Annotated in this window: 22 protein-coding genes and 1 pseudogene; 4 read left to right on the forward strand and 19 right to left on the reverse strand. The window is 55.6% G+C overall.

Annotation, left to right across the window (positions count from 1 at the left end; genetic code table 11):
- Positions 1–14: 14 nt before the first annotated feature.
- The 10 genes and pseudogenes from H7C19_RS02035 to H7C19_RS02075 form a co-directional block, all read right to left on the reverse strand.
- Positions 15–1,028: a Gfo/Idh/MocA family protein gene (locus tag H7C19_RS02035; RefSeq protein WP_185140865.1), complete on the reverse strand. Its 1,014-nt coding sequence runs from the start codon at positions 1,026–1,028 to the stop codon at positions 15–17.
- Positions 1,029–1,040: 12 nt separating this feature from the next.
- The gene (locus H7C19_RS02040) at positions 1,041–2,057 is read right to left on the reverse strand and encodes a Gfo/Idh/MocA family protein (protein WP_185140866.1); all 1,017 of its coding nucleotides are present in this window, start codon (positions 2,055–2,057) and stop codon (positions 1,041–1,043) included.
- Positions 2,054–3,139 (reverse strand): Gfo/Idh/MocA family protein, encoded by a 1,086-nt coding sequence (locus tag H7C19_RS02045; protein ID WP_185140867.1) that lies wholly within the window; start codon positions 3,137–3,139, stop codon positions 2,054–2,056. The genes H7C19_RS02040 and H7C19_RS02045 overlap by 4 nt, the downstream gene beginning before the upstream one ends.
- Positions 3,140–3,318: 179 nt before the next feature.
- Complete coding sequence (locus H7C19_RS02050; RefSeq protein WP_246469243.1) at positions 3,319–4,194, reverse strand: LacI family DNA-binding transcriptional regulator; 876 nt, start codon at positions 4,192–4,194, stop codon at positions 3,319–3,321.
- A gap of 15 nt (positions 4,195–4,209) precedes the next feature.
- A pseudogene (locus H7C19_RS35620) lies at positions 4,210–4,344 on the reverse strand (LacI family DNA-binding transcriptional regulator); the annotation flags it as partial.
- Between the two features lie 278 nt (positions 4,345–4,622).
- Positions 4,623–5,456, reverse strand: a complete 834-nt coding sequence (locus tag H7C19_RS02055; protein ID WP_185140869.1) for a carbohydrate ABC transporter permease — start codon at positions 5,454–5,456, stop codon at positions 4,623–4,625.
- A 6-nt stretch (positions 5,457–5,462) separates the two neighbouring features.
- On the reverse strand, positions 5,463–6,413 hold the full coding sequence (locus H7C19_RS02060) for a carbohydrate ABC transporter permease (protein ID WP_185140870.1): 951 nt from the start codon (positions 6,411–6,413) through the stop codon (positions 5,463–5,465).
- Between the two features lie 94 nt (positions 6,414–6,507).
- Positions 6,508–7,842, reverse strand: coding sequence for an ABC transporter substrate-binding protein (locus tag H7C19_RS02065; protein WP_185140871.1), 1,335 nt, complete (start codon positions 7,840–7,842; stop codon positions 6,508–6,510).
- Positions 7,843–7,941: 99 nt separating this feature from the next.
- The gene (locus H7C19_RS02070; RefSeq protein ID WP_185140872.1) at positions 7,942–9,726 is read right to left on the reverse strand and encodes a cache domain-containing sensor histidine kinase; all 1,785 of its coding nucleotides are present in this window, start codon (positions 9,724–9,726) and stop codon (positions 7,942–7,944) included.
- Between the two features lie 15 nt (positions 9,727–9,741).
- A complete protein-coding gene (locus tag H7C19_RS02075; RefSeq protein WP_221468988.1) occupies positions 9,742–11,367 on the reverse strand; it encodes a response regulator in 1,626 nt (541 codons plus the stop codon).
- Positions 11,368–11,738: 371 nt separating this feature from the next.
- Between H7C19_RS02075 and H7C19_RS02080 the strand changes: the two genes are divergently transcribed.
- Entirely contained in the window at positions 11,739–12,347 is a 609-nt protein-coding gene (locus tag H7C19_RS02080) for a transglutaminase-like domain-containing protein (RefSeq protein WP_185140874.1), read from the forward strand.
- A 182-nt stretch (positions 12,348–12,529) separates the two neighbouring features.
- On the opposite strand, the gene H7C19_RS02085 is transcribed toward H7C19_RS02080, so the two are convergent.
- Together H7C19_RS02085 and H7C19_RS02090 are read right to left on the reverse strand one after the other, a co-directional pair.
- The gene (locus tag H7C19_RS02085) at positions 12,530–13,372 is read right to left on the reverse strand and encodes an SDR family oxidoreductase (protein ID WP_185140875.1); all 843 of its coding nucleotides are present in this window, start codon (positions 13,370–13,372) and stop codon (positions 12,530–12,532) included.
- A gap of 103 nt (positions 13,373–13,475) precedes the next feature.
- Positions 13,476–14,384, reverse strand: coding sequence for a helix-turn-helix domain-containing protein (locus H7C19_RS02090; protein WP_185140876.1), 909 nt, complete (start codon positions 14,382–14,384; stop codon positions 13,476–13,478).
- A 116-nt stretch (positions 14,385–14,500) separates the two neighbouring features.
- On the opposite strand from H7C19_RS02090, the gene H7C19_RS02095 reads away from it, so the two are divergent.
- On the forward strand, positions 14,501–15,307 hold the full coding sequence (locus H7C19_RS02095; protein ID WP_185140877.1) for a phytanoyl-CoA dioxygenase family protein: 807 nt from the start codon (positions 14,501–14,503) through the stop codon (positions 15,305–15,307).
- Between the two features lie 105 nt (positions 15,308–15,412).
- Here the strand turns inward: H7C19_RS02095 and H7C19_RS02100 are convergent, their stop codons facing one another.
- Positions 15,413–16,459, reverse strand: coding sequence for a Gfo/Idh/MocA family protein (locus H7C19_RS02100; RefSeq protein WP_376775302.1), 1,047 nt, complete (start codon positions 16,457–16,459; stop codon positions 15,413–15,415).
- 230 nt (positions 16,460–16,689) lie between these two features.
- Here H7C19_RS02100 and mprF point away from each other — a divergent pair, with 230 nt between their 5' ends.
- Positions 16,690–19,341: a bifunctional lysylphosphatidylglycerol flippase/synthetase MprF gene (gene mprF, locus H7C19_RS02105; protein WP_185140879.1), complete on the forward strand. Its 2,652-nt coding sequence runs from the start codon at positions 16,690–16,692 to the stop codon at positions 19,339–19,341.
- Between the two features lie 233 nt (positions 19,342–19,574).
- Positions 19,575–19,814 (forward strand): 4Fe-4S ferredoxin, encoded by a 240-nt coding sequence (gene fdxA / locus H7C19_RS02110; RefSeq protein WP_185140880.1) that lies wholly within the window; start codon positions 19,575–19,577, stop codon positions 19,812–19,814.
- Positions 19,815–19,915: 101 nt separating this feature from the next.
- Here fdxA and H7C19_RS02115 read toward each other — a convergent pair whose 3' ends face one another.
- The 6 genes from H7C19_RS02115 to H7C19_RS02135 all read right to left on the reverse strand — a co-directional run bounded on the left by H7C19_RS02115 (position 19,916) and on the right by H7C19_RS02135 (position 25,502).
- Positions 19,916–20,671 carry a YheC/YheD family protein gene (locus H7C19_RS02115; RefSeq protein WP_185140881.1) on the reverse strand — a complete coding sequence of 252 codons (756 nt, stop codon included), beginning with the start codon at positions 20,669–20,671 and terminating at the stop codon, positions 19,916–19,918.
- A gap of 123 nt (positions 20,672–20,794) precedes the next feature.
- Positions 20,795–22,081, reverse strand: a complete 1,287-nt coding sequence (locus H7C19_RS02120) for a VTT domain-containing protein (protein ID WP_313731271.1) — start codon at positions 22,079–22,081, stop codon at positions 20,795–20,797.
- 386 nt (positions 22,082–22,467) lie between these two features.
- The gene (locus H7C19_RS02125; protein WP_246469245.1) at positions 22,468–23,535 is read right to left on the reverse strand and encodes a CapA family protein; all 1,068 of its coding nucleotides are present in this window, start codon (positions 23,533–23,535) and stop codon (positions 22,468–22,470) included.
- Positions 23,536–23,644: 109 nt separating this feature from the next.
- Complete coding sequence (locus H7C19_RS34575) at positions 23,645–24,403, reverse strand: hypothetical protein (RefSeq protein ID WP_246469246.1); 759 nt, start codon at positions 24,401–24,403, stop codon at positions 23,645–23,647.
- On the reverse strand, positions 24,387–24,911 hold the full coding sequence (locus H7C19_RS02130; protein ID WP_185140883.1) for an RNA polymerase sigma factor: 525 nt from the start codon (positions 24,909–24,911) through the stop codon (positions 24,387–24,389). Before H7C19_RS02130 ends, H7C19_RS34575 begins: the two co-directional genes overlap by 17 nt.
- A gap of 216 nt (positions 24,912–25,127) precedes the next feature.
- Entirely contained in the window at positions 25,128–25,502 is a 375-nt protein-coding gene (locus H7C19_RS02135; protein WP_185140884.1) for a YciI family protein, read from the reverse strand.
- Positions 25,503–25,534: the final 32 nt, after the last annotated feature.

Here is a 25,534-nt window from a genome sequence, read left to right on the forward strand (position 1 = left end):
GCGATGAAGGCGTATTAAGTTGTAATTATGGACGGCGCCCCCGACCTGACCGACCGGTAAGCGGCGTCGACCCAGGTCATGATCTCGTAGCCGTCCGCTCCCGAGGACCGGCAGGCCGCGCCGGCTCTCAGACAGTCGCGGAAGTGCGTCAGCAAGTTCAGGTGGCCGTCTTTGACGAAGTGCTCGTCGACCGGGTGCAGCTGCGACACCGTCGCCCCGCCCTCCGCCGCGCCGCCGACGACGGACCGGATCGGATGGGCATACAGCAGATCTGCCAGGGCGTGGCCTCGGGTGCCGAAAATCTCGAACCGGGAATCGTATCCGCCCGCGAGCGACCAGCTGTCCTCCGTCTGGCCGATCGAGCCGTCGTCGAACCGGATTACGATGACCGACGTATCCTCCGCCTGTTGATCGTGCACGAAGGTGCCCGCCTCGGCATGGATTCGGACCGCTTTCTTGCCTGACGCCATCCATTGGAGAAAGGAAAGCCCGTGCACCGCCATGTCGATGATCGCGCCGCCGCCCGCGCGCTCGGGGTCCGAGAACCAGGAGGCGTGCAGCGATCCGATGCCTTCGCAGGCTTTGTAGCGGAACAGAGATCCGTATAGACCGCCATCCGCCAGCTCCTTCAGCCGGACGAGCGCCGGGATGAAGGGGACGTTTTCCGCATAGAACAGCTTGCGTCCCCGCTTCTCCGCCTCGTTGACCATGCGATAGGCGTCCTTCACGTTCGTTGCCAGCGGCTTGATGCAGATGACGTCCTTGCCTTCCGCGAACGCGGCCAGCGCGATCTCCGCGTGCAGATGATTGGGGGTACAGATGTCGACGACCTGCACGTTCGGATCCCGGATGAGCGTACGGTAGTCATCGTGCGCCGCAGGGACATGATACTGCTCGGCGGCCTGGCGGGCATTGGACGGATTCGCCGACGCCACGGCCATGAGCTCGAAGCCTTCGATGGTACGGAACGCCGGCAGATGGGTCATCCGCGACCAGAAGCCGGCTCCGACTACGCCTATTCCGATCATGCCGTCCCTCCTCTACAGCTCGACGATCCGGGACGAACGGATCGACGCGTCCGCAGCCATCGCCAACTTCTGCGCGGCGACCGCGTCGGTCCCCGTCGCCGACGGTTCCGTCTTGCCCAAGATGCTGTACGTAAACTGCCGGGCTTCCTGCTGGTAGCCGAACTTCCACAGCACGCCGAGGTTGCTCCAGCCTTCCGCGCCGCCTCCGCCGGCTGAGCCGTCGGCCGATTTCTTGATGAAGGCGCGGCCTCCCTGCGCTTCCATCAGGTCGATGAAGAAGGAGCCCTTCGTGCCGTAGATCTCCAGCGTCTTGTCGCCGTAGCCGCTTGACCAGCTGCCGTAGATACTGCCCATCGCGCCGTTCTTGAACTTCAGCGCGCACATGATGTTGTCCGGCGTGCCGTGGCGACGGGCGCCCTCGAAGACGTAGGCGCCCCCGTCGGCGTACACCGTCGCGGCATCTCCGGCATACCAGCGGAACAGATCGAACGTATGGATGATCGTATCGATCAGCAGCCCGCCGCCCCGGTTCGGATCGTAGAACCAATCTCCCGTTGGCTCCCAGCCGAAGACAGCCGAACGGATCGCGATGATGTCTCCGATCTCGCCGCTGTCCAGCCGCTCCTTGACTTCGACGAACGGCGGCGTGAAGCGGATCATGAAGCCGACTTGGAGAATGACGCCGTTCCGGCGCGCCGCGTCGTTCATCCGTTCGCACTGCTCGACGGTGAGCGCCATCGGCTTCTGACAGAACACATGCTTGCCGGCGTTCGCCGCGTCGATGACGATCTGCTCGTGCAGGAATGTCGGCGTGCAGACGAGCACGGCGTCGATCTCGTCCGAGGCGAGCATCTCCTCATAACTTTCGAAGATGAGCGGGATGCCGAACTTGTCCGCGAGCCGCTCCGAGGCGCCGCGCGCGACGTCGAACACGCCCTGCAGCTTGGACTCCGGCACCTGCGCGTGCGCCGCGCTCATGACGTGCGAGATTCTGCCCGCGCCGATAATGCCGATGCGTACTTGATTCATGCCGTTTCCCCCTCTTTTTCGCCGGTCAAAGTGACGAGGCTGCCGCTCTCGGAAGAGCGGTAAGCGCCTTCAATGACGCGCAGCGCCTTCCATCCGTCCGTGCCGCTAACGTAGTCCGTCTTGCCGCCGGTCACGACTGCGACGAAGTCGTTCAGGCAGTCTCTGTAGCACACCTCGTAGCGATCGTCTCCCTGCCAGTCGAAGTACTGCCGGCCTTCGATGCCCTTGCCGGACACTTCCATCTGCGGGCTCTTCTGATAATGGATCTGAATCTCGCCCTCCGTGCCGACGATCAGGCATTCCTCCTGGCTGATCATCGGGGCGTACCAGCCCGGCGCGTGCCAGGTGCTCTCGATGGTAACGATCTCGCCGCCGTCCATATTCACGACGCATACGCCGTAATCGTCGACCTCCAGCTCCTTGTGCTTCAGCTTCGCCACCTGTCCGAACACGCTGACCGGTTCGCTGCCGAGCAAGTACCGCATGATGTCGGTATAGTGAATGCCGTGATCGTTGAACCCGCCGTAACCGCCGCGCGCCGGATCGACATACCAGCCGGGCTCCTTCGTATCGGGGGAATCGGTGATGAAATAGAGCGGACACCGGATGGAGATCTTCATCGTGAGCGGTTTGCCGATGACGCCCTCTTCGATCAATTGCCGGGCGCGGATGTAAGGCGGCAGGTAGCGAATCAAGTAGGCCATCATGAGGACGACGCCCGCTTCGTCGGCCGCGCGGATCATCCGCTCCGCCTGATCGGTCGTGATCGAGATCGGCTTATCGAGCAAGACGTGCTTACCATGTCTGGCGCAGTCGATGACGTCCTGCTCATGCGCGCCGGTGTCGCTCATCACGAGCACCGCGTCGACCTCGGGATCGGCGAACAGCGCTTCTCTCGTCTCGTACGCTTTTCTTAATCCATACTGCCGGGCGAATTGATGCGCCTGCTGCGTTCGCTCGTCGTAGATACCGGCCCATACGATCTCCGGGACGTCTCCCTGCGAGATATAATGAGCCATCGGGTAGATGTGGTAGTGGTTGTGCAGCCCCAGTACGGCGACGCGAATCTTGTTTTTAGACATTTTCAAACCTCCCATTGCGAAAACGTTAATTCTAAATCATAAGAATAATTACCTGAGATCCTTTTGTTAATCTAATGCGAACGTTCGCATAAAAAATATAATTTAATCGACTATAATTGTCAAAACATTTTTTGAGTCCATAAAAAAAGCAGCCCCGAAGGGCTGCTCTGGCTATACGATTATTGCTTCAGCGGCGCTGTTGATTGGCGAATGATAAGGCTTGGGCTCAGCGTCGTCTTCAACCGAACGGCTTCTCCGCCAGCCTCGGCTGCGAATCGATCCAGCATGAAACGGATAGCCGCTTCGGCCAACTGCTTGAGGGGGATTCTCACGGTCGTCAACGGAGGATGCATCAGCTGGCAGACATCCAAGTCGTCGAAGCCGATGACGGACAAATCGTCCGGCACGCGAAGACCCGCCTCCGCCGCGGCACGGTATATGCCAAAGGCAAGCATGTCGTTCTGCGCGAAGACGGCTGTCGGCCTCTCGTCCGCAGGCGCCGCCAGCCAGGCTTTGACCTTCCGGTAGCCGTATGCCGGGTCATCCTCCTCCAGTCCGATCCAATGTGGCGAAGCTTCCACCCCCAGCTCATTGAGACCGTCTCTGTAGCCCGCAAGCCGCTGCTGCTTGAACGAGCTCTCCTCTCCGGATCCCACGTAAGCGATCCGCCGGTGCCCCAAACTCCCCAGATGCCGAATCGCCTGAATGGTGCCGTCGTAATCGTCCGTCGTGACGCAGTTCACGTCCATCCGGAGGAAGTGGTTAAAAAACAACACTGGAATCCCTAGCTTATCTAACTCCGAATAAAAGGCGCGGTTCTCCTCTTTCTCCGTCGCGTAAACGAGGAGGCCGTCAATGCCTCTGGACATGAAGCGCTCGACGCCCGCTTTCTCAAGCCCGGCGCTTTTCTGGCTGCTGTAGATAAAGACCGAATAGCCGTGCTTTTCCGCCGCATTCTGGACGCGTTCGGCCAGCTCGCTGAAGAAGGACCATGACAGATTGTCAACCAACAAGCCGATCGCGTCCGTTCGGCTGCTGACGAGGCTTTTAGCCATCAGATTGGGCCGATACCCCATTTTCGCCGCTGATTTCTTTACCTTTTCCCTGACCTCGACAGAGATGCGCGCATCGTTTTTGAGCGCTCTCGATACAGTCGTGGCCGATACGTTCAATTCCGAAGCAATATCTTTTATCGTAATCGGCATTGGACTCTCTCCATCTGAATTAACGTTTGCATAAATATTAGCGCATGGCCAATCATTTGGCAAACCAACAAAAGGACATCGCGCTATCTATCGCCCCTATTGCCGATCCGATCCCGTCTCCCCGCGGATCCATTCTTCTGATTCAGCCTGATGCTAGCAAGATTTAAAATAGATCCTTCATCAATCCGTCGCGTCAGAAAAGAAGCCCGCAATTTACGCGGACTTCATGGATCCTCGGCATAAGACGCCTATCCCTGCTTGAAGCCCCCTTCGCTTCCTTATTTGATTCCGGAGAAGGTGATCCCCCGGATAAACGCCTTCTGAACGACGAAATACAAAACGATAATCGGCAGCGTGATCATGGCGCTGGTCGCCATCATCAACTGCCATTCCGCGCCGTGCTGCGTTTTGAACGAGGACAGCCCGAGCATGAGCGTATACTGCGCCTCGTCCGACAGATAGATGAGCGGTCCCTGGTAGTCCGTCCAGCTGCCGATAATCTGGAACAGCGCCACCGTCAGCAGGCCGGGCTTGCAGAGTGGCAGCATAATCTGCCCGTAGATCCGCAGCTCCGAAGCGCCGTCGATGCGTCCCGCATCCTCCAGCTCCTTGGGCAAGCCCATAAAAAATTGACGGAGCAAAAAAATATAGAACGGCGCCCCGAAAAAGGCCGGCAGCCATAGCGGAACGTTCGTCCCGACCCAGCCCAAATGCTTGAACACGATGAAGATCGGTATCATCGTCACCTGATAGGGGAGCATCATGACGATCAGCGTAACGCCGAACAGCGGCTTCGAGCCCCTCCACGGAATGCGCGCTAAGCTATAAGCGACTAGCGGACAGGAGAACAGAATGCCGATGGTCGCGAGCGCCGTTATGGTCATTGTATTGCCCAGATAGGTGAAGAACGGAAAATAGCTGATCGCATCCGGAAAGTTGCTCCACATCAGCGTGCTCGGAATCCATTTCGGCGGCCAGAGGAACAGCTCGTCGTCCGGCTTCAGCGAGGTCGACAGGATCCACAGGAACGGCGACAGGAAAAAGATGCCGAACACCAGCAGAAAGAAATGAACGGCTGCGTTCTTGGTCATGCGGAGACTGCGGTTTCTCATCGTTCCTCATTCCTTCCCCTGGTAGTGCACCCAGCGTTTTTGCGTGACGAAGATCAGAATCGTCAGGACGAGCACGATCAGGAACAGGATCCACGCCATTGCGGAAGCGTAGCCCATCTTCAAGTACAGGAATGCATTCTGATATAGATACATCACGTAAAACATGAGAGAGTCGGCGGGCGAGCCCGTTCCGTTCGTCAACGTGTACGGCAGGACGAAGTTCTGCATCGTGCCGATGACGCCCATGATCAGGTTGAAGAAGATAACCGGCGTCATGAGAGGCAGCGTAATATGCCTGAGCTTGCGCATCGTGTTCGCACCGTCGACGTCCGCGGCGTCGTAATAATCCTGGGGAATATCCTGCAGTCCGGCCAAATAGATAATGATGGCCTGGCCGACTCCCCATAAGCTCATGAGAATCAGCGAAGGTTTGGACCAACGCTCGTCGCCCAGCCAAGGGGGACCGGAGATCCCGATCTGCTCCAGCCAATAATTGACGAGCCCGAACTGCGGATTAAGGAGCCACAGCCAGATGATCGTCGTCGCGACGGCGGGTACGAGGCTGGGGATAAAAAACAGCGTCCGGTAGACGCCCTGCCCCCGTATCTTCGTATTCAGCAAGAGCGCGAGCCCGACGCCGACGGCGATGTTGAGCGGCACGGAAATAAACGTATAGTAAAGCGTGTTGTATATGCTGATTCGGAACGTGCTGTCCCCCATCAACTCTTTGTAGTTGCCGAGCCCGACCCACTGCCCCGAATCCAGAATGCTGTAGCTTGTGAAGCTGTAATAAATGGACATGAGGAGCGGATAAGCGCTGAACAGCAGGATGCCCAGTATCCATGGCAAAGCGAACAAAACGCCGTACAGCGTCATTTTTTTCTTGTACGAAGAGGACTTCGGCTTCTTTTCCGGCAAGACCTTCAGCGTCGTTCCCGCATTTTCGCTCGCGGCCATTTGAATCGATCCTCCCGGTTGGAAAGGCGCCTCCGGCTGAAGCCGAAAGGCTCGCACGCTGTGATCCGCTGATGCCGCAGGCGCCTTTACCGTTTTATTTCGTTATTTTCGACAGTTCGTTATCGATGTTCTTCTTCACTTCGTCGAGCAGCGCCTGCGGCTCGCCCTTGCCGTTAATGGCCAAGTCCTGCACCCGGAACAATTCGTCCCACATCTTCTGTCCGACCGGCGTAACCGGACGGAACTTGGCGTTCGGCATCAGGTCGAGAAACACCTTCAAATTCGGGTTTTCGTCCATCTTCAGCTCGCTGTTTACCCGCGGCATCGCCGTAATGTCGTTGCCCGCGGTCGGACGCTTGGCCCATAGCAGCGTTCCGTCATAGCCGGCGATGAATTTCATCAGCGTCCACGCCGCTTCCTTGTGCTTCGCGCCTTTCGGCATGACGTAGGAGAAGCCGCCGGACCAGGTCGTCGGCTCGTGACCGTCCGGCGCGGGGACCGGGATGACGCCCCATTCGAACTGGGGCTTCGTTTTCGCCAGATCGTTCAAGATCCAGTTGCCGTCGACGATGAAGCCCACCTTGCCCGTCCAGAACGGATTGAGCCCGGTCTGGCCCATCGCGTTCGAGAAGCTCGACAGGTTGGCGATATTATATTTCTTCGCGTATCCGGCCATCCATTCCAACGCTTTGACGTTCTGCGGATCGTTCAGCGTCAGTTGTCCGTTGTCTTCGAATTTCCCGCCCCAGTTCCAGGAGTAGGTGTATATAGAGCCTTGGCTCATCCACGGGATAAAGCCGACCCGATCGTATTTCCCGTTGCCGCCTTTTTTGAAGATTTGCTCCGCCATCCGGTCCAATTCACTGATCGTGGTCGGCGGCTTATTCGGATCGAGCCCCGCTTCCTTAAACAGCGTTTTATTGTAATACATCGCCCGGTCGTCCGTCCCCCACGGCAAGGCATACGTCTTATCGTTATAGTTGGCTTCCGCCCAAACCGCGGGATAATAATCGTCTTTGTTGATGCTATCCCGCTCGACCAGGGAAGTTAGATCCTCGAGCGAACCTTTCGCGGCCCAGGATCCGACCATGAAGCGGTCGAGCTGCGCCACGTCCGGCGGATTCCCTCCCGCAATCGAGGTGAGAAGCTTGTCCGTGCCTTCGACATACGTCATTTTCACTTTAATGTTCGGATATTTCTTTTCGAACTCGTCGATCACGTATTTCTGGAAATCTTTCTTGAAATCGCCGCCCCAGTTCACCCAAAAGTTGACGGTCTCCTCCTTATCGCCGCCGACGACGTTCCCGGAATCGGTTGGGCTTCCGTTCGCCGCGTCGGTGCCGGCGCTTCCGCTGCTGCAGCCCGTCATGGCGATGACGGACGCCAGGGTTACGGCAGCAAGGCTAACAATCAAATTCCGTTTTGTCATAGGGAGCCTCCCTTGAAATTGGTTGATTCTCCTTAATAGTAAGCGTGTTCAATTGGGATGTGAGGGAGGTCGATTTTGTTTTTACCATGCTCCTTTTTGTTATTTTTGCGATTCTACGAACGGCAGCAGCATCGTTACGCGCGTTCCCGCTCCCCACTCGCTTTCGATTTCCAGACCGTACTCTTGCCCATAGGTGAGTTTCAGGAGCGAGCTGATGTTCTTCATCGCGAAATTACTCCCCGCCCGAATCGACTCGTGCTCCCGCAGCACCTCGCGAATTTCGTTCAGTTGATTCGGCCGCATGCCCACGCCGTCATCGGTGACGACGAATTGCAGCCGGTCCCCCGACCGCTTCCACGCGACGTCCACGCGTCCGCTCCCCTTCTTCTTCTCGATCCCGTGGAAGATCGCATTCTCCACGATCGGTTGAAACGCGAATTTCAGCACTTCGCAATGCAGCAGTTCGCGGTCGGCGGTTAAGGACCAGGCGATGCGATCTCCGAACCGGATCTTCTGAATCTCGAAATAGTGCTCGATCATGGCGATCGTCTCGCCGACCTTCACGAATTCCCTGCCTTCGCTCAGATTGATCCGAAAATAGCTGGAAAGCGAAAAAATCATCGTGCTGATTTCATTCACTTTATGAATCTTCGAGATCCAGTGAATGGAATCAAGCGTGTTGTACAAGAAATGCGCATTGATTTGGGAGGCGAACATCTTCAGCTGCAGCTCTTTTTGCAGCAGCTGCTGAATGTACAGCTCGTCGATTAGCCCTTTGATTCTGGCGATCATCGTATTGAACCCGCGCGACAACAGGCCGAACTCGTCCTTTCGGTTCGCGAGAATTTGAATATCGAAATTCCCGTTTCTCGCTTCCTGCATGCCTTGAAGCAGACGCTTCACCGGCATGTTCATTTGCCACGCCGCGAACAAGGCGTAGCCAAGCGCGACGGCCATGAAGCCGGCGGCCAAGTAGAACGTAAACCAGCCCAGCACCTTCGATTCGCGTAAGAGCGCATGCGCGGGAATGAGCCCGACGAGATTCCAGCCGTTCGAGAGCCGGGTATGCGTCACCATCGTTCGTTCCTCGCCGATTTTCTTCATTTCGAAGGAGGTCGTCCGATCGGACAAAGTGAATGGTATCGTTTCCAGAAGGCGGCTTTCATCCCGCTCTCCGATAATCTGATGGCGCTCGTCGACGATCATGGAGCTGCCGACCTCGCCGAGATTGATTTGCGACAGTATGGTCGCCGGATCGATCTCGATCAGCATGACGCCGATGATCTGGTTCAAATTGTTCATGTCCTTGATCGCTCGGCCGAAGCAGAATACCGGTCCCTGCCACCTCTCGTCCGCCCATGGCTTCGGGACGAGCGAATGCCGCATCCCGAACCAGACGACCTTGCCTTCGCCTTGGACGATGTCGCGGTACCACTCCGTCGAACGCAAGGCATCCGTCGCGCTGGGAATCGGGGCATAACCCGTGGCGTACTTATACGAATTCGCCTCCTCGCCGAATAGATAGAGATTGATGAGATCGTTTTTGGAATTGAGCATATTGGCGATAAACTCGCCGATGTCCTTGTTCGTCGCCTCCCGGTCGTAGTTGTCCGTGAAATCGTCCTTAATGCCTTGTTGGAGCTTCTTGCTCCCCAGCAGATAAAAGGATCTCGTGCTGTATTCCTCCATGATGAGATCGAGACGCTCGCCAGATTGCTGAATCGTCTGCTGCGTGATGGAGCCGACCTTGTCCTGGATGATGCGGGTCGATTTGTCGTAGAAATAATAACCCATCATTGCGATACAGACGGAGATGCCCACGAAGCATAGCAGAAACAAGCGGTGCCCTACGGAGGTCCATTGAAACTTCGGCAGCCATTTCATGTCCGGGTCCCCTTCTCATATGCCGTAATCCCGATATTGCATCGGGGTCAAACCTTCGAATTCCTTGAATATTTTCGTGAAATGGCGGATATCGTTATAGCCGACTTGGCCGGCGATTTCATAGATTTTGAGCGGCGTTTCCTTCAGCAGCCTTTTCGCGGCTTCGATGCGCGAACGAAGGACGTATTTGCTGAACGTTTCTCCCATTTCCTCATGAAAAACCTTGCTGAAGTACGAATGATTCAAATAGAGGTGCGCCGCAACGTCATTCATCGTCACCGTGTGATCCCGATTGCTCTCGATGTACTGAAGCGCGCGCTCGACGATCCATTTGCGGCTGCGGGACGGACGATCGTCCTGCAGCGCGCGCGACACCGTCTCCAGCAGAACGTCTGCGAACGCTTCCAAGGAGCATGGCGGCAGGTCCAGCGTGACGGTTGAATCGGTTTGTTTTCGACGATGGAACGCATCGCTTTTTTGATTGACGTTCTCAAAGAGCAGCTTCAGTCCTCTGCGGATCGTCAGAGGCAGGCATTTGTTTTGATGCGCGTACATATGCTCGGCAAGCTCCCGAACCAGCTGCTCGAGCAGTTTGAGATCGCCGACGTTCATCGCGGACACGAACCGGCGGTCCCAAGCGGCAGGACCGTAATAGGGGATATCGGCCTGCAGTGCGGACGCAAGACGCTTGGCGTCGCACAAGCTTCCCCCTCCATCGTAAAACCAGAATGCGGCCGCCTGCAGCGCCTCCTCGAACATCTCGGACAGCCCGTTCAGATGCGCTTCCCCGGAATAACCGATGCTGATTCGCACGCCGAGCATTAGACCCGCTTGGTCGATCAGCCGCGGCAGGTCGGAGACAATCGCCGGCTCCTGCCTGCCATGCGGATCGCTCTCCGAGTGAAGCATCGCCAACTCCGCTTCTCCGGCGGTCGTCTGATGGTGAACCGGGAATGCCACGGCCGGCCCGAATCGCCTGCCTGTTTCTTCGAGCATATTGCAGAGCGCGTACAGAATAAGCGCGCGATCCCGGTCGGTTTCCGCTTTCCGACCCCAATCCACGATCTTCACCGCGAACGTGCGGGTTCGAGTCGGATGGAGGTCGATTTGCAAAGTTTTCATTTGCTCGGCGATCCAACCGGGCGAGTATGGCTCCTTCCTCAGCAGGATCATCTCGAACAGTCGCTGCCGGGCGAGGAACAGCGTTTCGCGCGCAGACCGGATGAGCCCATGAAGCTCGGATTCCGCTTGCCGCTTGTGCTTCAGCTCTTGCACGCAGCGCCGAATGACGCCCAGCAAATTATGCTCGTGAATCGGTTTGAGCACATAGTCGAACGCTCCGTTCTTAAGCGCGTTTCTCGCATATTCGAAATCGCTGTAACCGCTCATGATGATCACTTTCGAATCCACCTTCTGATCCCGCAAGTTTTTCAGGAACGTAATGCCGTCCATCCCGGGCATGACGATATCCGTAATGACGATATCCGGCGAATGACGCGCTAGGATACGCATGGCCTCTTCCCCGTCCGAAGCCTCGCCCGTCAATCGGATGCCTTCCGTCGTCCAGTCGATCGTTTCGCAGATTCCTCGCCGAATCCAACGCTCGTCCTCCACGACCAATAAGGAAAACAAAACGATCACCCTTTCTTTGTATGCGTTTTCATTTCAAGTTAGGCGGACTGATTGCTTTATTTTCACCCCCTTTGTCGTTCGGAATTCCGGGTTTCCGTCTCGGATGTATCCAATAATTTAGCATAATCTCAGTGGAATCCGCATTATAAAAATGGTATATCCAGGACTACAAAATTGCGACATTACTCCTCTCATTCATGCGCCAGTGCGCGTAGTTAGATTCCACTGGTCATCGGGCTTGTCCCGCTCGCATGCGACCGAACGTCAAAAACGCCGGATCGCTCCGGCGTCTGACGCGTATCCTCTATTGTATTTATATACATTATAATGCATAATAATCGATATCTATTCCGTCGTTAAGCTACGTAGGGGGAAATGAGATGAATTGGATATGCGAGTCCCAAGCTTTCGGCGATTATTTGGAAGAGAGCGAAGAAGTGGATTATACCCATCCTCTGATAACGGCCAAAGCAGCCGAGCTGTACAGCCCATCGGCAAATGAAACGGCATATGTGAAGTCCGCGTTCGAATATGTTCGCGACCGCATCTCTCATTCCTGGGATATTCAAAGTTCGCGCATTACGCGCAAAGCTTCCGAAGTTCTGTTCTTCCGGGAAGGCATTTGCTATGCCAAATCGAATCTTTTGTGCGCGCTGTTAAGACGGCAAGGGATCCCGGCTGGATTCTGCTATCAACGGCTGACTTTGGGAGATACGCCGGATACCGGCTATGTGATCCATGCGTTAAATGCCGTTTATCTCAAGTCGATTTCCAAATGGATTCGCTTAGATGCGCGCGGAAATAAATGTGGCGTCGATGCCCAGTTCTCCTTGCAAGAAGAAAAGTTGGCCTTCCCCATTCGCAAACGATACGAAGAAATGGATTACCCCGTCATTTACAAAACGCCCCACGCCAAAACGATGGATGCATTGCTTCGACATTCCGATGGTTTGAAAATGTACCTTCACGGTTTGCCTTCCGAATTATAACTGCAAGGAAGCCGCGCGATTCGCGGCTTCCTTAGGCATGGCCGAATGGAACATCGGTTGTTAGGCTGGGATCGCGCTCTCTTGGTCTGTCCTGTGTGCTTTTCAGATGTATTCTCATCAGGATCTCTCCTGTTTGACAAGAAAAAAGTGATTCCTCATAGCGGGAGATAAGTTAATTTGGATTAACTGTTTACAATTTCCCCTCCATTCACGTGTAGAATTTGCCCTGATATGTATGATGCATCATCAGAGGCCAAGAATACATATGCAGGTGCTACCTCGAACGGTTGACCGGCTCGTTTCATGGGAACATTGTCTCCAAAAGTGACAATCTGTTCCGGAGGTAGGGAAGATGGAATTAATGGAGTCCAGATTGGTCCTGGGGCCACACCATTGACTCGAATCCCTTGCGATACCAGTGATAGTGACAGCGAACGTGTAAATGAAACAATGGCTCCGTTTGATGATGAGTAGTCAATTGCCTCATGCTCTCCCTGATAGGCACTAACGGATGTTGTATTTATGATTGAGCTCCCTGAGTTCATGTATGGCAGAGCAGCTCTCGTCAAAATAAACTGCGAAAAAACATTTGTGTGAAAAGTATTTGCTCGCTGCTTCGAATCTACATCTAGTAGACTTTTCCTTATGTACAATACACCGGCATTGTTCACGAGAATGTCAATACGGCCAAATTGGTGAATCGTTCGCATTACAGCTTGTTGGCAGGGTTGCTCATATCCAATATCGCCTAGGATGGTCATGCACCGACGCCCGTACTGATTGACGTAGAACTTTTTCTCTTGTGCATCGCTGTGTTCATCTAGGTATGAGATTGCTATGTCTGCGCCCTCTTTTGCGAAGGCGACAGCGACAGCTCTCCCAATTCCACTATCCCCACCAGTTATGAGGGCTACCTTATTCATAAGTTTACCGGCCGGTTTGTAGTTGGGGTTATCAAATATAGGTCGGGGTGTCATGATTGATTCGATGCCGGGTTTGCTTTGTTGCTGAGGCGGGAAACCCATAAACCACACTCCTTTCGGCATACTCCTCCATTGTATTAAATTCTCGTGAAATACTCGCCCCCGCAAGGGTATCCCAATTGCTGGAATAGTTTGACTGGCAGTTTCAAACCGACGGCCAAGCGACCGACGCGGCGTAGCGGCTTGGAGACATGCCCTCCGACTTCTTGAACAGCTTACTGAAATAATAGATGTCCCCGATCCCTACGCGAGCTCCGATCTCCTCCACGGACAGCTTGCGCTGCGCCAGCAATTGCTTGGCGCGCTCGATGCGCAGGCGCAGCAGATATGACGAGATCGTCGTGCCCGTCGCCTGCTTGAACAGCGTACCGAAGTATTTGGGCGTGAATCGCGCGCGCGCCGCAAGCAGGGCCGCGTCGATGCGCTCCGCGTAATGCGCCTCCATATACTGGATCGCCTCAAGCACCGTATCCGCTTGCGGGTGTCCGATACGCACGCCCTCCCGCGTCATGAGCTCCTCGTAGACGAGCGATAGCAGGCGCAGCATCGCGGACTTCAGCTGCAGCCGCGCCCCGATGCCGTCCCGGCGAAAGTACGAATTCAATTGTTTGAAGGCTTCGTAGAAGCCCTTAACGTCGCTTACGGCGATCGCCTCGGGAATGTCCATCTCCGACGGCTCGACGGAAGGCCGCTCGCGAAGGCGGCCGACGCCTTCATCGAGTCCCTGCCCCAGGTAGACCGCGTAAGGGGAGAACTCATGGCCTTCCCCCAGATACATAAAGTCGAAATGGACGGCGAAGCAGTCCATCGGACGCGCCCCCGATACTTCCATCGCATTGCTGAGGTGAGGCCGGATATAGAACAGATCGCCGCCCTTCATCTCGTGGACGCGCTCGCCGAGCCGCAGCCGTCCTTCCCCGCTGACGACGAATATAAACTCGTAATCGTAAATATGCCGATCGGGCGTACGGGCGCCCGCGGCGATCTCCACTTCATGCACGTAACGAACATACGGCGACATCAGCCTGTAGTCGATCTTCTGCGACCCTTCCATGTAAGCGCTCCTTATTTTTCGACCTTTTTACAAATATTCCGAACTTCTCTCCATACAAGGGAACCCTCCTCCCTATTATGCTTGGTTTATAGCCAAACACAAGGAGGCAGATCAACATGCCGGATCAAACCGCAGTACAAACGCCGATCACGCAAGCCCATATCGACTTCTACCGGGAGAACGGGTTCGTGCAGGTCGACAACATGATTACTTCGCCGGAACTGGCCGAGCTTCGCGAATATTTGGAGGAAGCGATGCAGAGCGACGGCGAACGCGCCGTACGTACCGACAAGCAGGGCGGCTTGTACTACCGGGTGCTGAACCAGAAAGTCAACCTGTGGCGAGACCATGCGGGCTTGGGCCGATATACCGCCCACCCCAGGTTCGCGGAATCCGCGAGACTGCTGACCGGCGCAGCCGGCATGCGTTTGTTCCACGATCATGGACTCTGGAAGATGCCCGGCGACTCCAAGGCGACGCCTTGGCATCAGGATACGCCTTACTGGCCGGTGAACGAAGCGAATCCCGGCATGATGTCGCTCTGGCTGACGCTCGACGACGTCGACGAACGCAACGGCTGCATGGCCTTCGTGCCGAAGTCCAACCGGCTGGGCAAGTTGAAGGGGATCGATCTGGCGAGTCCTCAAAATATATTCGATTATGTTGAGGGCGGTCAGACGGATGCGCACAAGCCGGTCGTCGTGCCGCTCAAGGCGGGCAGCTGCACCTTCCACGACGGCTTGACCTTCCATTACGCACATGCCAACGCGACGGACCGCCCGAGGCGCGTGCTGGCGATCATTTACGCGCCGGACGGCGTTACGTACAGCGGCGATCCGCATGTCGTCACGGACGGCGCGGGATTGGAGAAGGATCGGCCGATCGCGGGTCCGCGCTTCCCTCTGCTCGCCAGAAAGAGTTGATCATAGGCGGTATCGCGCCCAACGAACACACCCCCGTCCGTACGCGCTGCAGCGTACCTGACGGGGGTGTGTCGATGAATGCTGATCGCGTTTCGCGCCATCCGATTAGAGGACGACCTCGCGCCCGCGTTCCGCGGATTCGTAGATCGCGCTCAGGATCTTGATCATGTCCACGCCGTGCTCCGGCGTGAGGATCGGCTGTTCGCGTCCAAGCACGCACGCGATGAAGTGGTGGATGTTCGCCGTGTGCTGCGCGGTCTCCTTTGCTCCGAAATGAGGCTGCTGGTCGATCGGCGTGCCCGCGGTTTCCGTGAAAAGGCGAAGCTGGTCGTTCACCAAGCTGAAGCCGCCCTCCGTCCCTCTCCACTCCACGAATTTCTGCTCTTCCCGAATATGGGAAGCCCAGCTGAATTCGATCTGCAGCGAGGCCCCGTTGTCGAATCGGATGAACCCGGCCGCCAAGTCCTCGACGTCGAAGGTTCCCTCAGGGACGCGGCCGAAAGCATCGGGCCGATCCGCGAACTTGCGATACGTCGAACCCGACACGGTCACCGGCTTCGGATTGCCGCTCAGCCACATCGCCATGTCGATCATGTGCACGCCGAGGTCGATCAGGGGTCCGCCTCCGGACAGCGCCTTCGTCGTGAACCAGCCGCCTCGTCCGGGGATGCCGCGGCGCCGAATCCACCCGCAGCGTCCCGTGTACAGCTCGCCCAGCTGGCCCTGCTCGATCAACCGTTTGATGAATTGCGCCGATTCGGCGAATCGGTTGTTGCGCATCGTCATCATCAGCTTGCCGGATTCGCGGGCGGCGTCGGCCATCCTCTGCGCTTCAATCGGGTTGATCGCATCCGGCTTCTCGCAGAAGACGTGCTTGCCATGACGCAAGGCTTCGATGGCGATCTCCGAGTGGTACAGGTTCGGCGTGCTGATGCCGACGATATCGATCGACGGATCCGCGAGCATATCGCGGTAATCCTCGAACACCTTCGTGCCGGGGTAGTCTCTGGCGATGTTCTCGGCCGAGGCGCGATTGGCGTCGCAGAACGCGACGATCTCTACTTCCGGATGGGAAGTCCATCCCGGCAGATGCGCGAATCTGAATATGTTCCCTGTACCGATCACGCCTACGCTTAAAGTCAATGAATTCACTCCTTGATCGCTTTTGAATGTTTATGAGCTTTCACCTTACTCTTTCGGGACAGTCTTGAAAAATCCTGCAAAAAAGATAGAAACCTACCGTCAGTTCGCCCCGCGCGTGTGTCCCGCATCGCGTTTCTTTGGTCTTGCCGTCCGCTTCCGCTCTCCGTTTCTCTTTATTAATCAAGACCTGGTATGGGCATACTTGGTAATGAAGTCACGATGATCAAGGAGAACCGGAAATGGCGGGAATGCAAAAGACGCTTCGCAGCCTGAAGGCGATTCAGCTCCTAACGGCGCTGTATCGTTTGAAAATCGTACAAATCTTGATTCCGATCGCCATCGTCGGCCTCATCATTTGGGAAGGTCAGGCGGAGTTCCGGCGCATTGACTGGCGGGCCACGATGCATGTGATCCGACATCTGCAGCCGTCCAGGCTTTTGTTGCTTTTCGCCGCTTCGCTTGCCGCCGTCGGTTCGGTCAGCGGTTACGAGTTCGTGCTTCGGCGCCATTTCCGACTTCCGATCGGCTATTGGACGACTTTTCGTTTCGCATGGATCGCGAACACGTCCAATAACGTTATCGGGTTCGCCGGCATAGCCGGAGCGGCTCTGCGGATGTACCTTTACCGCAGCCGCGGGATCTCCGTTCAGACGATTACCGCCTCCATCGCTTTTCTTTCGACGATAACGATAACCGGCATTTCTCTCTTGGCTTGGGCCGACCTCGTCGGTCTGCTTCCGATAGGGACGATCACCCGAGCGCACCCTTGGACGATCTATGCCGTCTGGGCGCTCGCGCTCTACTTGCCCGGTTACTTCCTGTTCCAGCGCACGCCCTTTTACGCCAAGTGGCTGAACCGCGACCTGCCGCGGATGAATACGGCGACCATTGCAGCATCCGTCGGCGCCTCCTTGGCGGAGTGGCTGTTCTCCGGAATCGCGTTCTGGATGATTGCCTTTACGTTGCTTCCGGGTCTTTCCGTTAGCGCGGGACTCGGGATCTATACGGTTGCAGCCATTGCCGGGCTCGTGAGCCTCGCGCCTGGCGGCATTGGCGGCTTCGATCTGGTCGCGCTGTTCGGATTGCAGGCGCTCGGCTATCCGCCTGAGAAAACCGCAGCCGTGGTCGTTTTGTTCCGGATCCTGTACTATCTGGTGCCATGGCTCATCGGTCTGGTCATGGCTGTATTCGAGTTTGCAAGCGACCGGCGCAAATGGTCTGAGACAGGCTCCGCGATCGTGGAAGGGGCGCTGAACGGCTGGCAGCGGTTCTGGGAATTTCCCGGCGAGCTTGCCTGGATATCCGAATTCGGCGCATGGGCGCTCGGCAAACTGGTCTTCATTTCCGGAGCCGTCCTGCTGCTCTCGGCGGCGACGCCCGGACTCCTCTATCGGCTTCGTTTCGCCGAGGAACTGTTATCCGCGCCCATCATGCGATTATCCCATCAACTAAGCGTCATTATCGGTTTGATTCTGATCGTTCTTTCTTGGGGCATTTCCCGACGGCTCAGACGGGCTTACCAGTGGACCCTGGGCTTGCTGGGAGCCGGAGCATTGTTTACGTTCGCCAAAGCTTTCGACTATGAGGAAGCGATCTTTCTTCTGATCGTCGCCTTTCTGCTGTATGTATCCCGAGCGCGATATTATCGGGTCGCCGCTCCGATCGGCCGGGGACGCACGGCGGCATGGGCGATCGCGACGCTCGTCATTTCCTACCTGTACGATCTGATCGCCTCAGGCACGCAGCCGCGATTCGTGAACCAACTGCCGCCGAATCTTCCGCTTCATCTGATACTTAGACCGACCGAGCAGACCATAGCCGTCGTCACGGGACTCGGCATGACCTGGCTGGCCTTGTCGCTCGCGCTCCTTCTTCGGCCCAAACGTCTGGTTGAACGAGGAGCATCCCAAGCCGAACTGGAAAAGCTTCGTATGTTGTTGGGCGAAACGAACGGCAATATGCTCACGCATGTGCTGTTTGCAGGCGATAAAAGCTTCTTCTGGGCTTGCGACAATCGGGTGCTCTTCCCCTATTCGGTTATCCGCAACAAATTCGTGATTCTTGGCGACCCCATCGGCGATCCCGCCGACCTTAGCGAAGCCATCCAAGAATGCGGTCGGTACGCCGATCTATACGATTTGGAGGTGGTGTTCTATCAGGTAATGCCGGCGAATTTGCCGATTTACCACGAGAACGGCTACCGCTTTTTCAAATTAGGCGAGGAAGCGCTGGTGAACCTGTCGACCTTCACGTTATCCGGAAAAGCAAACGCGAATCTCCGCACCGTTAAAAACCGGTTCGAACGCGAAGGTTATCGATTGGACGTCATGCAGCCGCCCCACGACTCGCTTCTGCTGGAACGGCTTCGCCTGATCTCTAACGACTGGTTGAACGGACGCCGGGAAAAAGGTTTTTCGCTTGGCTGGTTTCATCCCGCTTATCTGCAAACGTCGCCGATTGCGGTTCTCCTTGATCCGGACGGGCGAATCGTCGCCTTCGCCTCGTTGGCGCCTAGCTATGACGGACTTCAAACGATATCCGTCGACCTGATGCGCCACCTGCGCGGCACGCCTAACGGAACGATGGACTTCCTGTTCATCTGCTTGCTGGAATGGTCGCGGGACCAAGGCTATGCCGTCTTCAATCTGGGAATGGCTCCCCTATCCAGCGTGGGCGAAGCGCGTTCAGCCATGCGTGAGGAGAAGCTTGCGAATCGGGTATACGAATACGGGGGCTACTGGTACGGGTTCAAAGGACTTCGCCGTTACAAGGAGAAGTTCTCGCCGGTCTGGGACCCTCGCTATCTGGCCTACCCTGCCCGGGTAACGCTTCCGATCCTTCTCGTCGAATTGATCGTTTTGATCGCGCGGAAGCCGAAGGAGACCGACTGATATAGGGTAGCAGCCTCATTCAGCTAGGTCATCGTCCCAACACATCGTCGAAGGCAACGCGATCGCGACGATCAAGCTCCAAGCCGCCGCATGTTGACGCAACTCATCCAATTATGCCTGAGATCGCGTTAATATTTTCCATCAATATCTGTTGAATGTATGCCGAAAATCCGCTAATGTAGTAGTGAAACAACCCTTCGCAAGCGTGATTCATAACAGGAGGAGTGGATATCATGGCATTTGTAATCACTGAAGCCTGTATTGATGAGAAAGCAGCCGATTGTCAGGACGTATGCCCCGTCGATTGCATCCAGGAGGGTGCCGACCAGTTCTTCATCGATGCCGATACTTGCATCGATTGCGGCGCGTGCGAAGCCGCTTGTCCTGTCGGAGCGATCTTTTACGAGGATGACCTCACGGAAGAACGCAAAGTATTCGTAGCGAAGGCCAAAGAATTTTTCCAGAATGCATAGAAGATCTCCGCATCGTGCGCATAACGCTATCAACGCCAAGATCGCTCCGCCTCTTCGCCGAGGCGGAGCGATCTTATTGTTCTCATGGCAACGAATGCCAACTATCTCGTTCTTCCATATGGTCTGGCATAGGCTAGGATGCGCCGATATAGGGTCTGATCCTTCATGTTCTTCAGGGGGTAGATTTGGGGCCTCGTATTCACCTCCAGGATCCACAGCTTGCCCGAGACATCTATAGCCACATCCAAACCTAACTCTCTAAACCCCTTTTGATGACGATCGAAGATTCGACCGACTTCAACCCCCATTCGCTTCAGCTCGGCTTCTATTCGTTTCGTTGCGGCATCATTATAACCGGCGCCCGCCATCGTTGGTCCAAAAAATCCGATTCGCCCGCCTTGATTGTAATTGGTGGCTACCTTTCCCGGCCGCCCTATCTTGGTGAACACCGCCGTGCTGATCCACTTTCCTTCCTTTGTCTTCTGGACCATGACGCGGATATCAAAAGGATTGCCGTTGGTACGGGCCAATTGAATCCCCTTTTGCAGCACATAGGACCTGCCGTTCGCAAATCGGTTTAACTTACGATACAAGGCATCCATCGACGCGTAAGACGATTTGACGGCTTTCAATTGCGTTTGGTATCCCTGCGATTTTTTCTTGATCCGAATAATGTTAACCCCGCCGGAACCGTTCGTAGGTTTAAAGTAGACTGTCGAATGACGGGAAAGCATCGAGGTTAAGTCGTTTCGACGAAAAAGTCTTGTATGCGGGATATGCCTGCGTAAATCTCCTTGCGTCATCAGCCATCTTGTTTTTGTCCATTTGCTTAGGATTGTACGGCTTCGATAGTTCATGAAGAGCTCCCACCTCGCTTGGTACAACATATGAAAGGAGGCGGGTGCTTGTCACCGCGAATGCCTAACCATCGGATATGGCATAATGGCGAGGTTTTTTGGGCAGGTCTGTTATTTCGGGGCTTATAAACGATTGCTTCTCATGAACCGGAACGTTTCCAGCAACGCTACATTCAGCGTCATCCACATGCCGCCGAATACATATCCGGCTGCAACATCGCTCGGATCATCTATTCCCAAGCAAATCAAGCCGATTCCGATCATGAGGCACAATGCGGCAACGGCAAGTACCGCTAGTATGCGATGTCTGTGGCCGCCATGGTGGCGAACCAGCAAGTAGGCCGCAAAGCCGTAAATCGTCAGAGCCATGAGCGCCTGCGCACTGGGAAAGGTCAACTGGCTTCCGCCGGCGCCCATTCGATGGAACAACAGTCTTAATCCTTCGTCCAACCCTTCGCCGCCGATAACGACAATGACAAAGAATGCGTACTCGAGCAGTCGGTCCTTGCCCTTGAATCCGATCCAGATCCCCGTTAGGATAATCGGCAGCATCAGCAGCGGATAAGAACCGAATCGCGCCATCCACGTCATGGCATCGAGCCAACAGGCATCGAACAGCCTGACGATGACATAGGAGGATACCTCGTCGAATCGGGTAAATTCGTGCGCCAAGTAATCTTCGATCAGACCGATCATGACGGAAAATAAAGCGATGAACAAGAAGCTCGCCGCTAGAATGATAAGCTTAACCTTGGCGATGGAGTGAAAATGCCGAATGCCCCTATCCAGTAACGATCCGATTCGAGCTTGGATTTGAACACGTTTCTTTTTATAGAGAGCTGCGAGTAAGTAGACGGCTGCGCTGATGAGCCCAAAGATAATCAAATATCGATTGATGGCATGATGATACTGCTCCCATTTGGGTCCAAGAAGCTTGCCTAGCGTAAGAAATACGAAGACCCAGAAGAAGGCGCCCGAATACGCGTAAGCCGCGTAATGACGGAACGAAAGCCTCGTCATCCCCGAGAAGTAGCCGGTCAGATGGCGAACGCCCGGTATGAAATAAGCGATGATGAGTATCTTGTTGCCGTAGCGGCTGAACCAGCTCGATAAGCGGTTCAACCGATCGGGACCGAAGTGAATCCGCGAGCCGTACTTCTCGAAGAACGGATGGCCCAAGCGATACCCGATCCAATAAGCGATCGTCATCCCGAGCGTCGCTCCCGATCCGCTGGCAACTACGGATAGCAGCCAATTCAATTTACCATGGAAGATGATAAGTCCCGCATAAGTCATCAAAAGTTCCCCGGGGAGCGGCAGTGCCAGCATCTCTAGGAAGAGGGCGAAGAACAGAACCCCGTATCCGTAACTTTCTAACAAGCGGTTGAGAAAATCGCCAAGAAAGCTCACCCCACTCCCCCTCTCTCATCGCGGTGTCCATCGGCGGCGGAAACGGCCTTTGAGCTCGAAGCTGATTATAAACATTAAGAGCTTCGACGACAAGGCTTGGACGACTGACATTTACACGATCGGTTGTTGGACTTACCGGAATATTCCGCCATGGGATAGATTGCCCCTCGCGGGTCGGGCTTACACGAACGGAAGCATGGGCTTTATACGGCCCATGCTTCCGTTTCTTCTTCTCGTCTATCTGTATTCAACCGACCGTTCTAGCGTATTCCCGCATCTCGACGACTTGACCGTCCAACCTCGAGATACGCTCGGACCTTTGCTCGCCGAACCGGGATTTTGGTGCCCCAAGATAACGTCTGTCATTTGATTCCGGCGGATGCCGGCTAATCGTACTTCGCTCTCGTCGTCGGCCATTCGCTTACGGTATGCCCGGACATTCGAACGCCGAAGGACAGATTCTGCAAATAATTCAATTGATCGCGCTCATAGGCCGCTCCCCGGCGGACGATCCGATTGTCCAAAATGTAATAGGGATCGAATCGCATCCCGATGGATCCGTCCAGGAGCGTGAGCTTCAACAAGCCGGTATCGGCCCTTCTTCCACGTACATAGTCGGGGAACAGAAAGTTGCCGATCGAGTACGCGATCGGTTTGGACTTATAGAATTCGAATCCTTGGAGCACGTGCGGATGGCTCCCCACGACCGCATCCGCTCCGGCGTCGATCATCCGGCGCGCCAGGAGCCGCTGCCAAGCCTCGGGGTGGTTGTTTCTCTCCACGCCCCAATGCATGTACACGATGAAGTAATCTGCGCCCGCGCTCTGCTCGCGGATGGCTCGAACGACTCTCGCTTGATCGTACGCGCTCGCCACGCCGGACCTGTCTCCAGATGCCGTCCAATCCAAGGTAGGCATGAATCTGGAGAACGCCGCGATCTTAATGACTTGCCCGCGGATCCGGATCGATCTGGCTTCGTATGCTTCGTTCTCGTTCGCGCCCGCCCCGACGTAGGCCAAGCCGTATCGGCGGAGGTATCCCAGCGTGTCCCGCAAGCCGTCTCGCCCATAGTCGAGGACGTGGTTATTGCCGAGCGACACCATATCGAAGCCGGCGTTCCGAAGTCCGCCAAGCGCTTCCGGATTCGACTTGAAGTTGAACCATTGATTCGGGTCCTTCTCCGTCGCCCGCGTGACGGAAGTCTCGAGATTTACGACCGCCCAATCCGCCGTGCGCACGTCTTGTTTCACCTGCTTATAAGGATCCGCCGACCCGCGTCGCCTGATCGCGCTCTTGACGGACCCGTCCATCATCGCATCTCCCGCAAACACGATCCGGATCGGCTGACGGGATGGATCCGGATGAGCGGAATGCGCGGCGACTTTAACGCAGCTATCCGCCCCGCTACTAACCGCTAGCGCAACAATGGCCGCCGCTACGCTTTTTCGTCTCAACTTGATCCTCCTTACGCCCGCTTCAGCGTTCCCGGCGTTTTTGTTGCCTTTATTTTCTGCAGCCCGCTTCAAATTATCCGAACGCGGTCGGCATTGCGATTCAAATGGCTCATTCCTCCAACACTTTGAACTGCTTGAGCATTTGCTCGAATCGTGCGCTATGTCCTTCGGAAGCTTCCATGAAGTATTTCTCCGTGAGCGCGAAGCTGCCCTGCTTGCGGTTATCCGCCACATAGATCACGACGACTTCGCTGTCCCACTTCGTGCCGTTCAAGGCGCGAACGCGATAGCCCTCCAGCGGTTCCGAAACTTTCTCGACTTCACGGACGTCCGAATACTTGCCAGCCAACGCTTCGCTTAACCGCTTGATCAATTCCTCCGGCTTGAGGTCCTTGTACTGCTCGATCGTCAACGACACCTCTGGATATTTCTCGGGCAGCGGTTCTTTTGTGGTAATGACATCCTTGCCTTCTTGCTGCACGAGCTTGTAACGCTCCTTGTCATAGTAGATCACGTACCGGCTCTCTTCGTTTTTGTGCAGCTTCTGATCCGTCTGCTCCTTCTCACCTTCGATTTGGATCTCCACTTTTTTCTCGGGGGCGAACCAGGACTTGGCATCCTTCATGAACGCGGTGCCGGCAGGCATGGCCAGGAATACGCCGATCGCGAGCAGGACGGCAGCTACGACGGTAGTGATTTGCATTTTTCTCATCGTTTTTTTGCTCCTCTTGGCGACTTTTCTCGACGGGATAGCGGGGACTACAGGTTCCCTATCCAGTTGGGCTTCGAGCCGGCTCCAGATCTCTTCCTTCGTCTCGTCGCCGTAATGGCTTTTTTCGAACAGCCTGTCTTTAAGATTCCGTTCCATAACGATTCCCTCCTAAGCCTTTCCTCAGCTTCTCGCGGCCTTTCAGCAGACGAGACTTCAAGGTGTTCAGGTTGACGTCGAGCATCTCGGCGACTTCTTTCTCGCTGTAGTCGTGCAGATATTTCAGAATGAGCGGAACGCGGTACAGGTCTTCCATCGCTTGCAGCGCTTCGTACAGATCGACCGTCTCGTCGGGCAGCTTCGGCTCCACGCCGATTTTCTCGAGCTGCTCTCCGAACGGCAGCACCTTCTTTTCCCGTTCCATGACTCTATAACACTCGCGCAATAAGATGCTGTAGAACCAAGGCTTGAACGGCTTGCTCCGGTCGTACTGCCAGCAATTGCGGTATACTCTGAGGAACGTTTCCTGCACCGCATCCTTCGCCCATTCTCCGTTCTTCGTCACCAATTTGGCGGTGCGCATGGCATAATCGAAATATTCGTCGTAGAGCGACCGAAACGCGTTGCGGTCTCCTTGCAGCATGCGTTCGATCCAACGGATTTCCAACTCGTATCCCCCTCTTTCCTGCTGTCCTAATAGTATTACCCGGCGAAAGTTCGAAAAGTTTGCGACCAAATCAAAAACGTGAAAGATGAGGGTTGAGCATAACAAAAGAGCAGCCGATCGTTCGGCTGCTCTTGACCGTTAACCTCATTGCCAAATCCCATTATTTTTTTGAATCGCTTACCGGAGCCGATAGTCCATCAATCTAGACTAGCCGTCCTATTCTCTCTTCTCGAAGTAGTGGATCGGGCGGATCTCGATTCCCCATCCAAACCGCTCGCCCGCGCTAACTTGGATAGCCGGATGCAAGGAAGCCACCCGAATGGCTTCTTCCATGTCACGCGCTTCAATGAGGAACGCGCTGCCTATCATCTCCTTGGATTCGATAAAAGGACCGTCGATCACCCTCACATCCCCGCTCGTTCGCCGCACGCTTTTGGCTTCCAAGTCGAGGCCGGCATCGATCATCACTTGACCCGTCTTGTAAAGCTCCTCGAGGCGGGGCTGGCATTCGCGCATGACGTCATCGATCTCTTCCTTAGGACGGGCATCCATTTTCTCCGGATTGAAGTAACCCAAACATAGGTATTTCATTTCAGACACTCCTTTGAACGGTTGGATGTAGA

The organism is Cohnella nanjingensis (assembly GCF_014212125.1).
GTDB classification, from domain to species: domain Bacteria; phylum Bacillota; class Bacilli; order Paenibacillales; family Paenibacillaceae; genus Cohnella; species Cohnella nanjingensis.

Coding starts and splice junctions, on each gene's coding strand:
- H7C19_RS02035 (WP_185140865.1), bottom strand. CDS start 1,028: ATGATCGGAATAGGCGTAGTCGGAGCCGGCTTCTGGTCGCGGATGACC.
- H7C19_RS02040 (WP_185140866.1), bottom strand. CDS start 2,057: ATGAATCAAGTACGCATCGGCATTATCGGCGCGGGCAGAATCTCGCAC.
- H7C19_RS02045 (WP_185140867.1), bottom strand. CDS start 3,139: ATGTCTAAAAACAAGATTCGCGTCGCCGTACTGGGGCTGCACAACCAC.
- H7C19_RS02050 (WP_246469243.1), bottom strand. CDS start 4,194: ATGGCTAAAAGCCTCGTCAGCAGCCGAACGGACGCGATCGGCTTGTTG.
- H7C19_RS02055 (WP_185140869.1), bottom strand. CDS start 5,456: ATGAGAAACCGCAGTCTCCGCATGACCAAGAACGCAGCCGTTCATTTC.
- H7C19_RS02060 (WP_185140870.1), bottom strand. CDS start 6,413: ATGGCCGCGAGCGAAAATGCGGGAACGACGCTGAAGGTCTTGCCGGAA.
- H7C19_RS02065 (WP_185140871.1), bottom strand. CDS start 7,842: ATGACAAAACGGAATTTGATTGTTAGCCTTGCTGCCGTAACCCTGGCG.
- H7C19_RS02070 (WP_185140872.1), bottom strand. CDS start 9,726: ATGAAATGGCTGCCGAAGTTTCAATGGACCTCCGTAGGGCACCGCTTG.
- H7C19_RS02080 (WP_185140874.1), top strand. CDS start 11,739: ATGAATTGGATATGCGAGTCCCAAGCTTTCGGCGATTATTTGGAAGAG.
- H7C19_RS02085 (WP_185140875.1), bottom strand. CDS start 13,372: ATGGGTTTCCCGCCTCAGCAACAAAGCAAACCCGGCATCGAATCAATC.
- H7C19_RS02090 (WP_185140876.1), bottom strand. CDS start 14,384: ATGGAAGGGTCGCAGAAGATCGACTACAGGCTGATGTCGCCGTATGTT.
- H7C19_RS02095 (WP_185140877.1), top strand. CDS start 14,501: ATGCCGGATCAAACCGCAGTACAAACGCCGATCACGCAAGCCCATATC.
- mprF (WP_185140879.1), top strand. CDS start 16,690: ATGGCGGGAATGCAAAAGACGCTTCGCAGCCTGAAGGCGATTCAGCTC.
- fdxA (WP_185140880.1), top strand. CDS start 19,575: ATGGCATTTGTAATCACTGAAGCCTGTATTGATGAGAAAGCAGCCGAT.
- H7C19_RS02115 (WP_185140881.1), bottom strand. CDS start 20,671: ATGAACTATCGAAGCCGTACAATCCTAAGCAAATGGACAAAAACAAGA.
- H7C19_RS34575 (WP_246469246.1), bottom strand. CDS start 24,403: ATGGAACGGAATCTTAAAGACAGGCTGTTCGAAAAAAGCCATTACGGC.
- H7C19_RS02135 (WP_185140884.1), bottom strand. CDS start 25,502: ATGAAATACCTATGTTTGGGTTACTTCAATCCGGAGAAAATGGATGCC.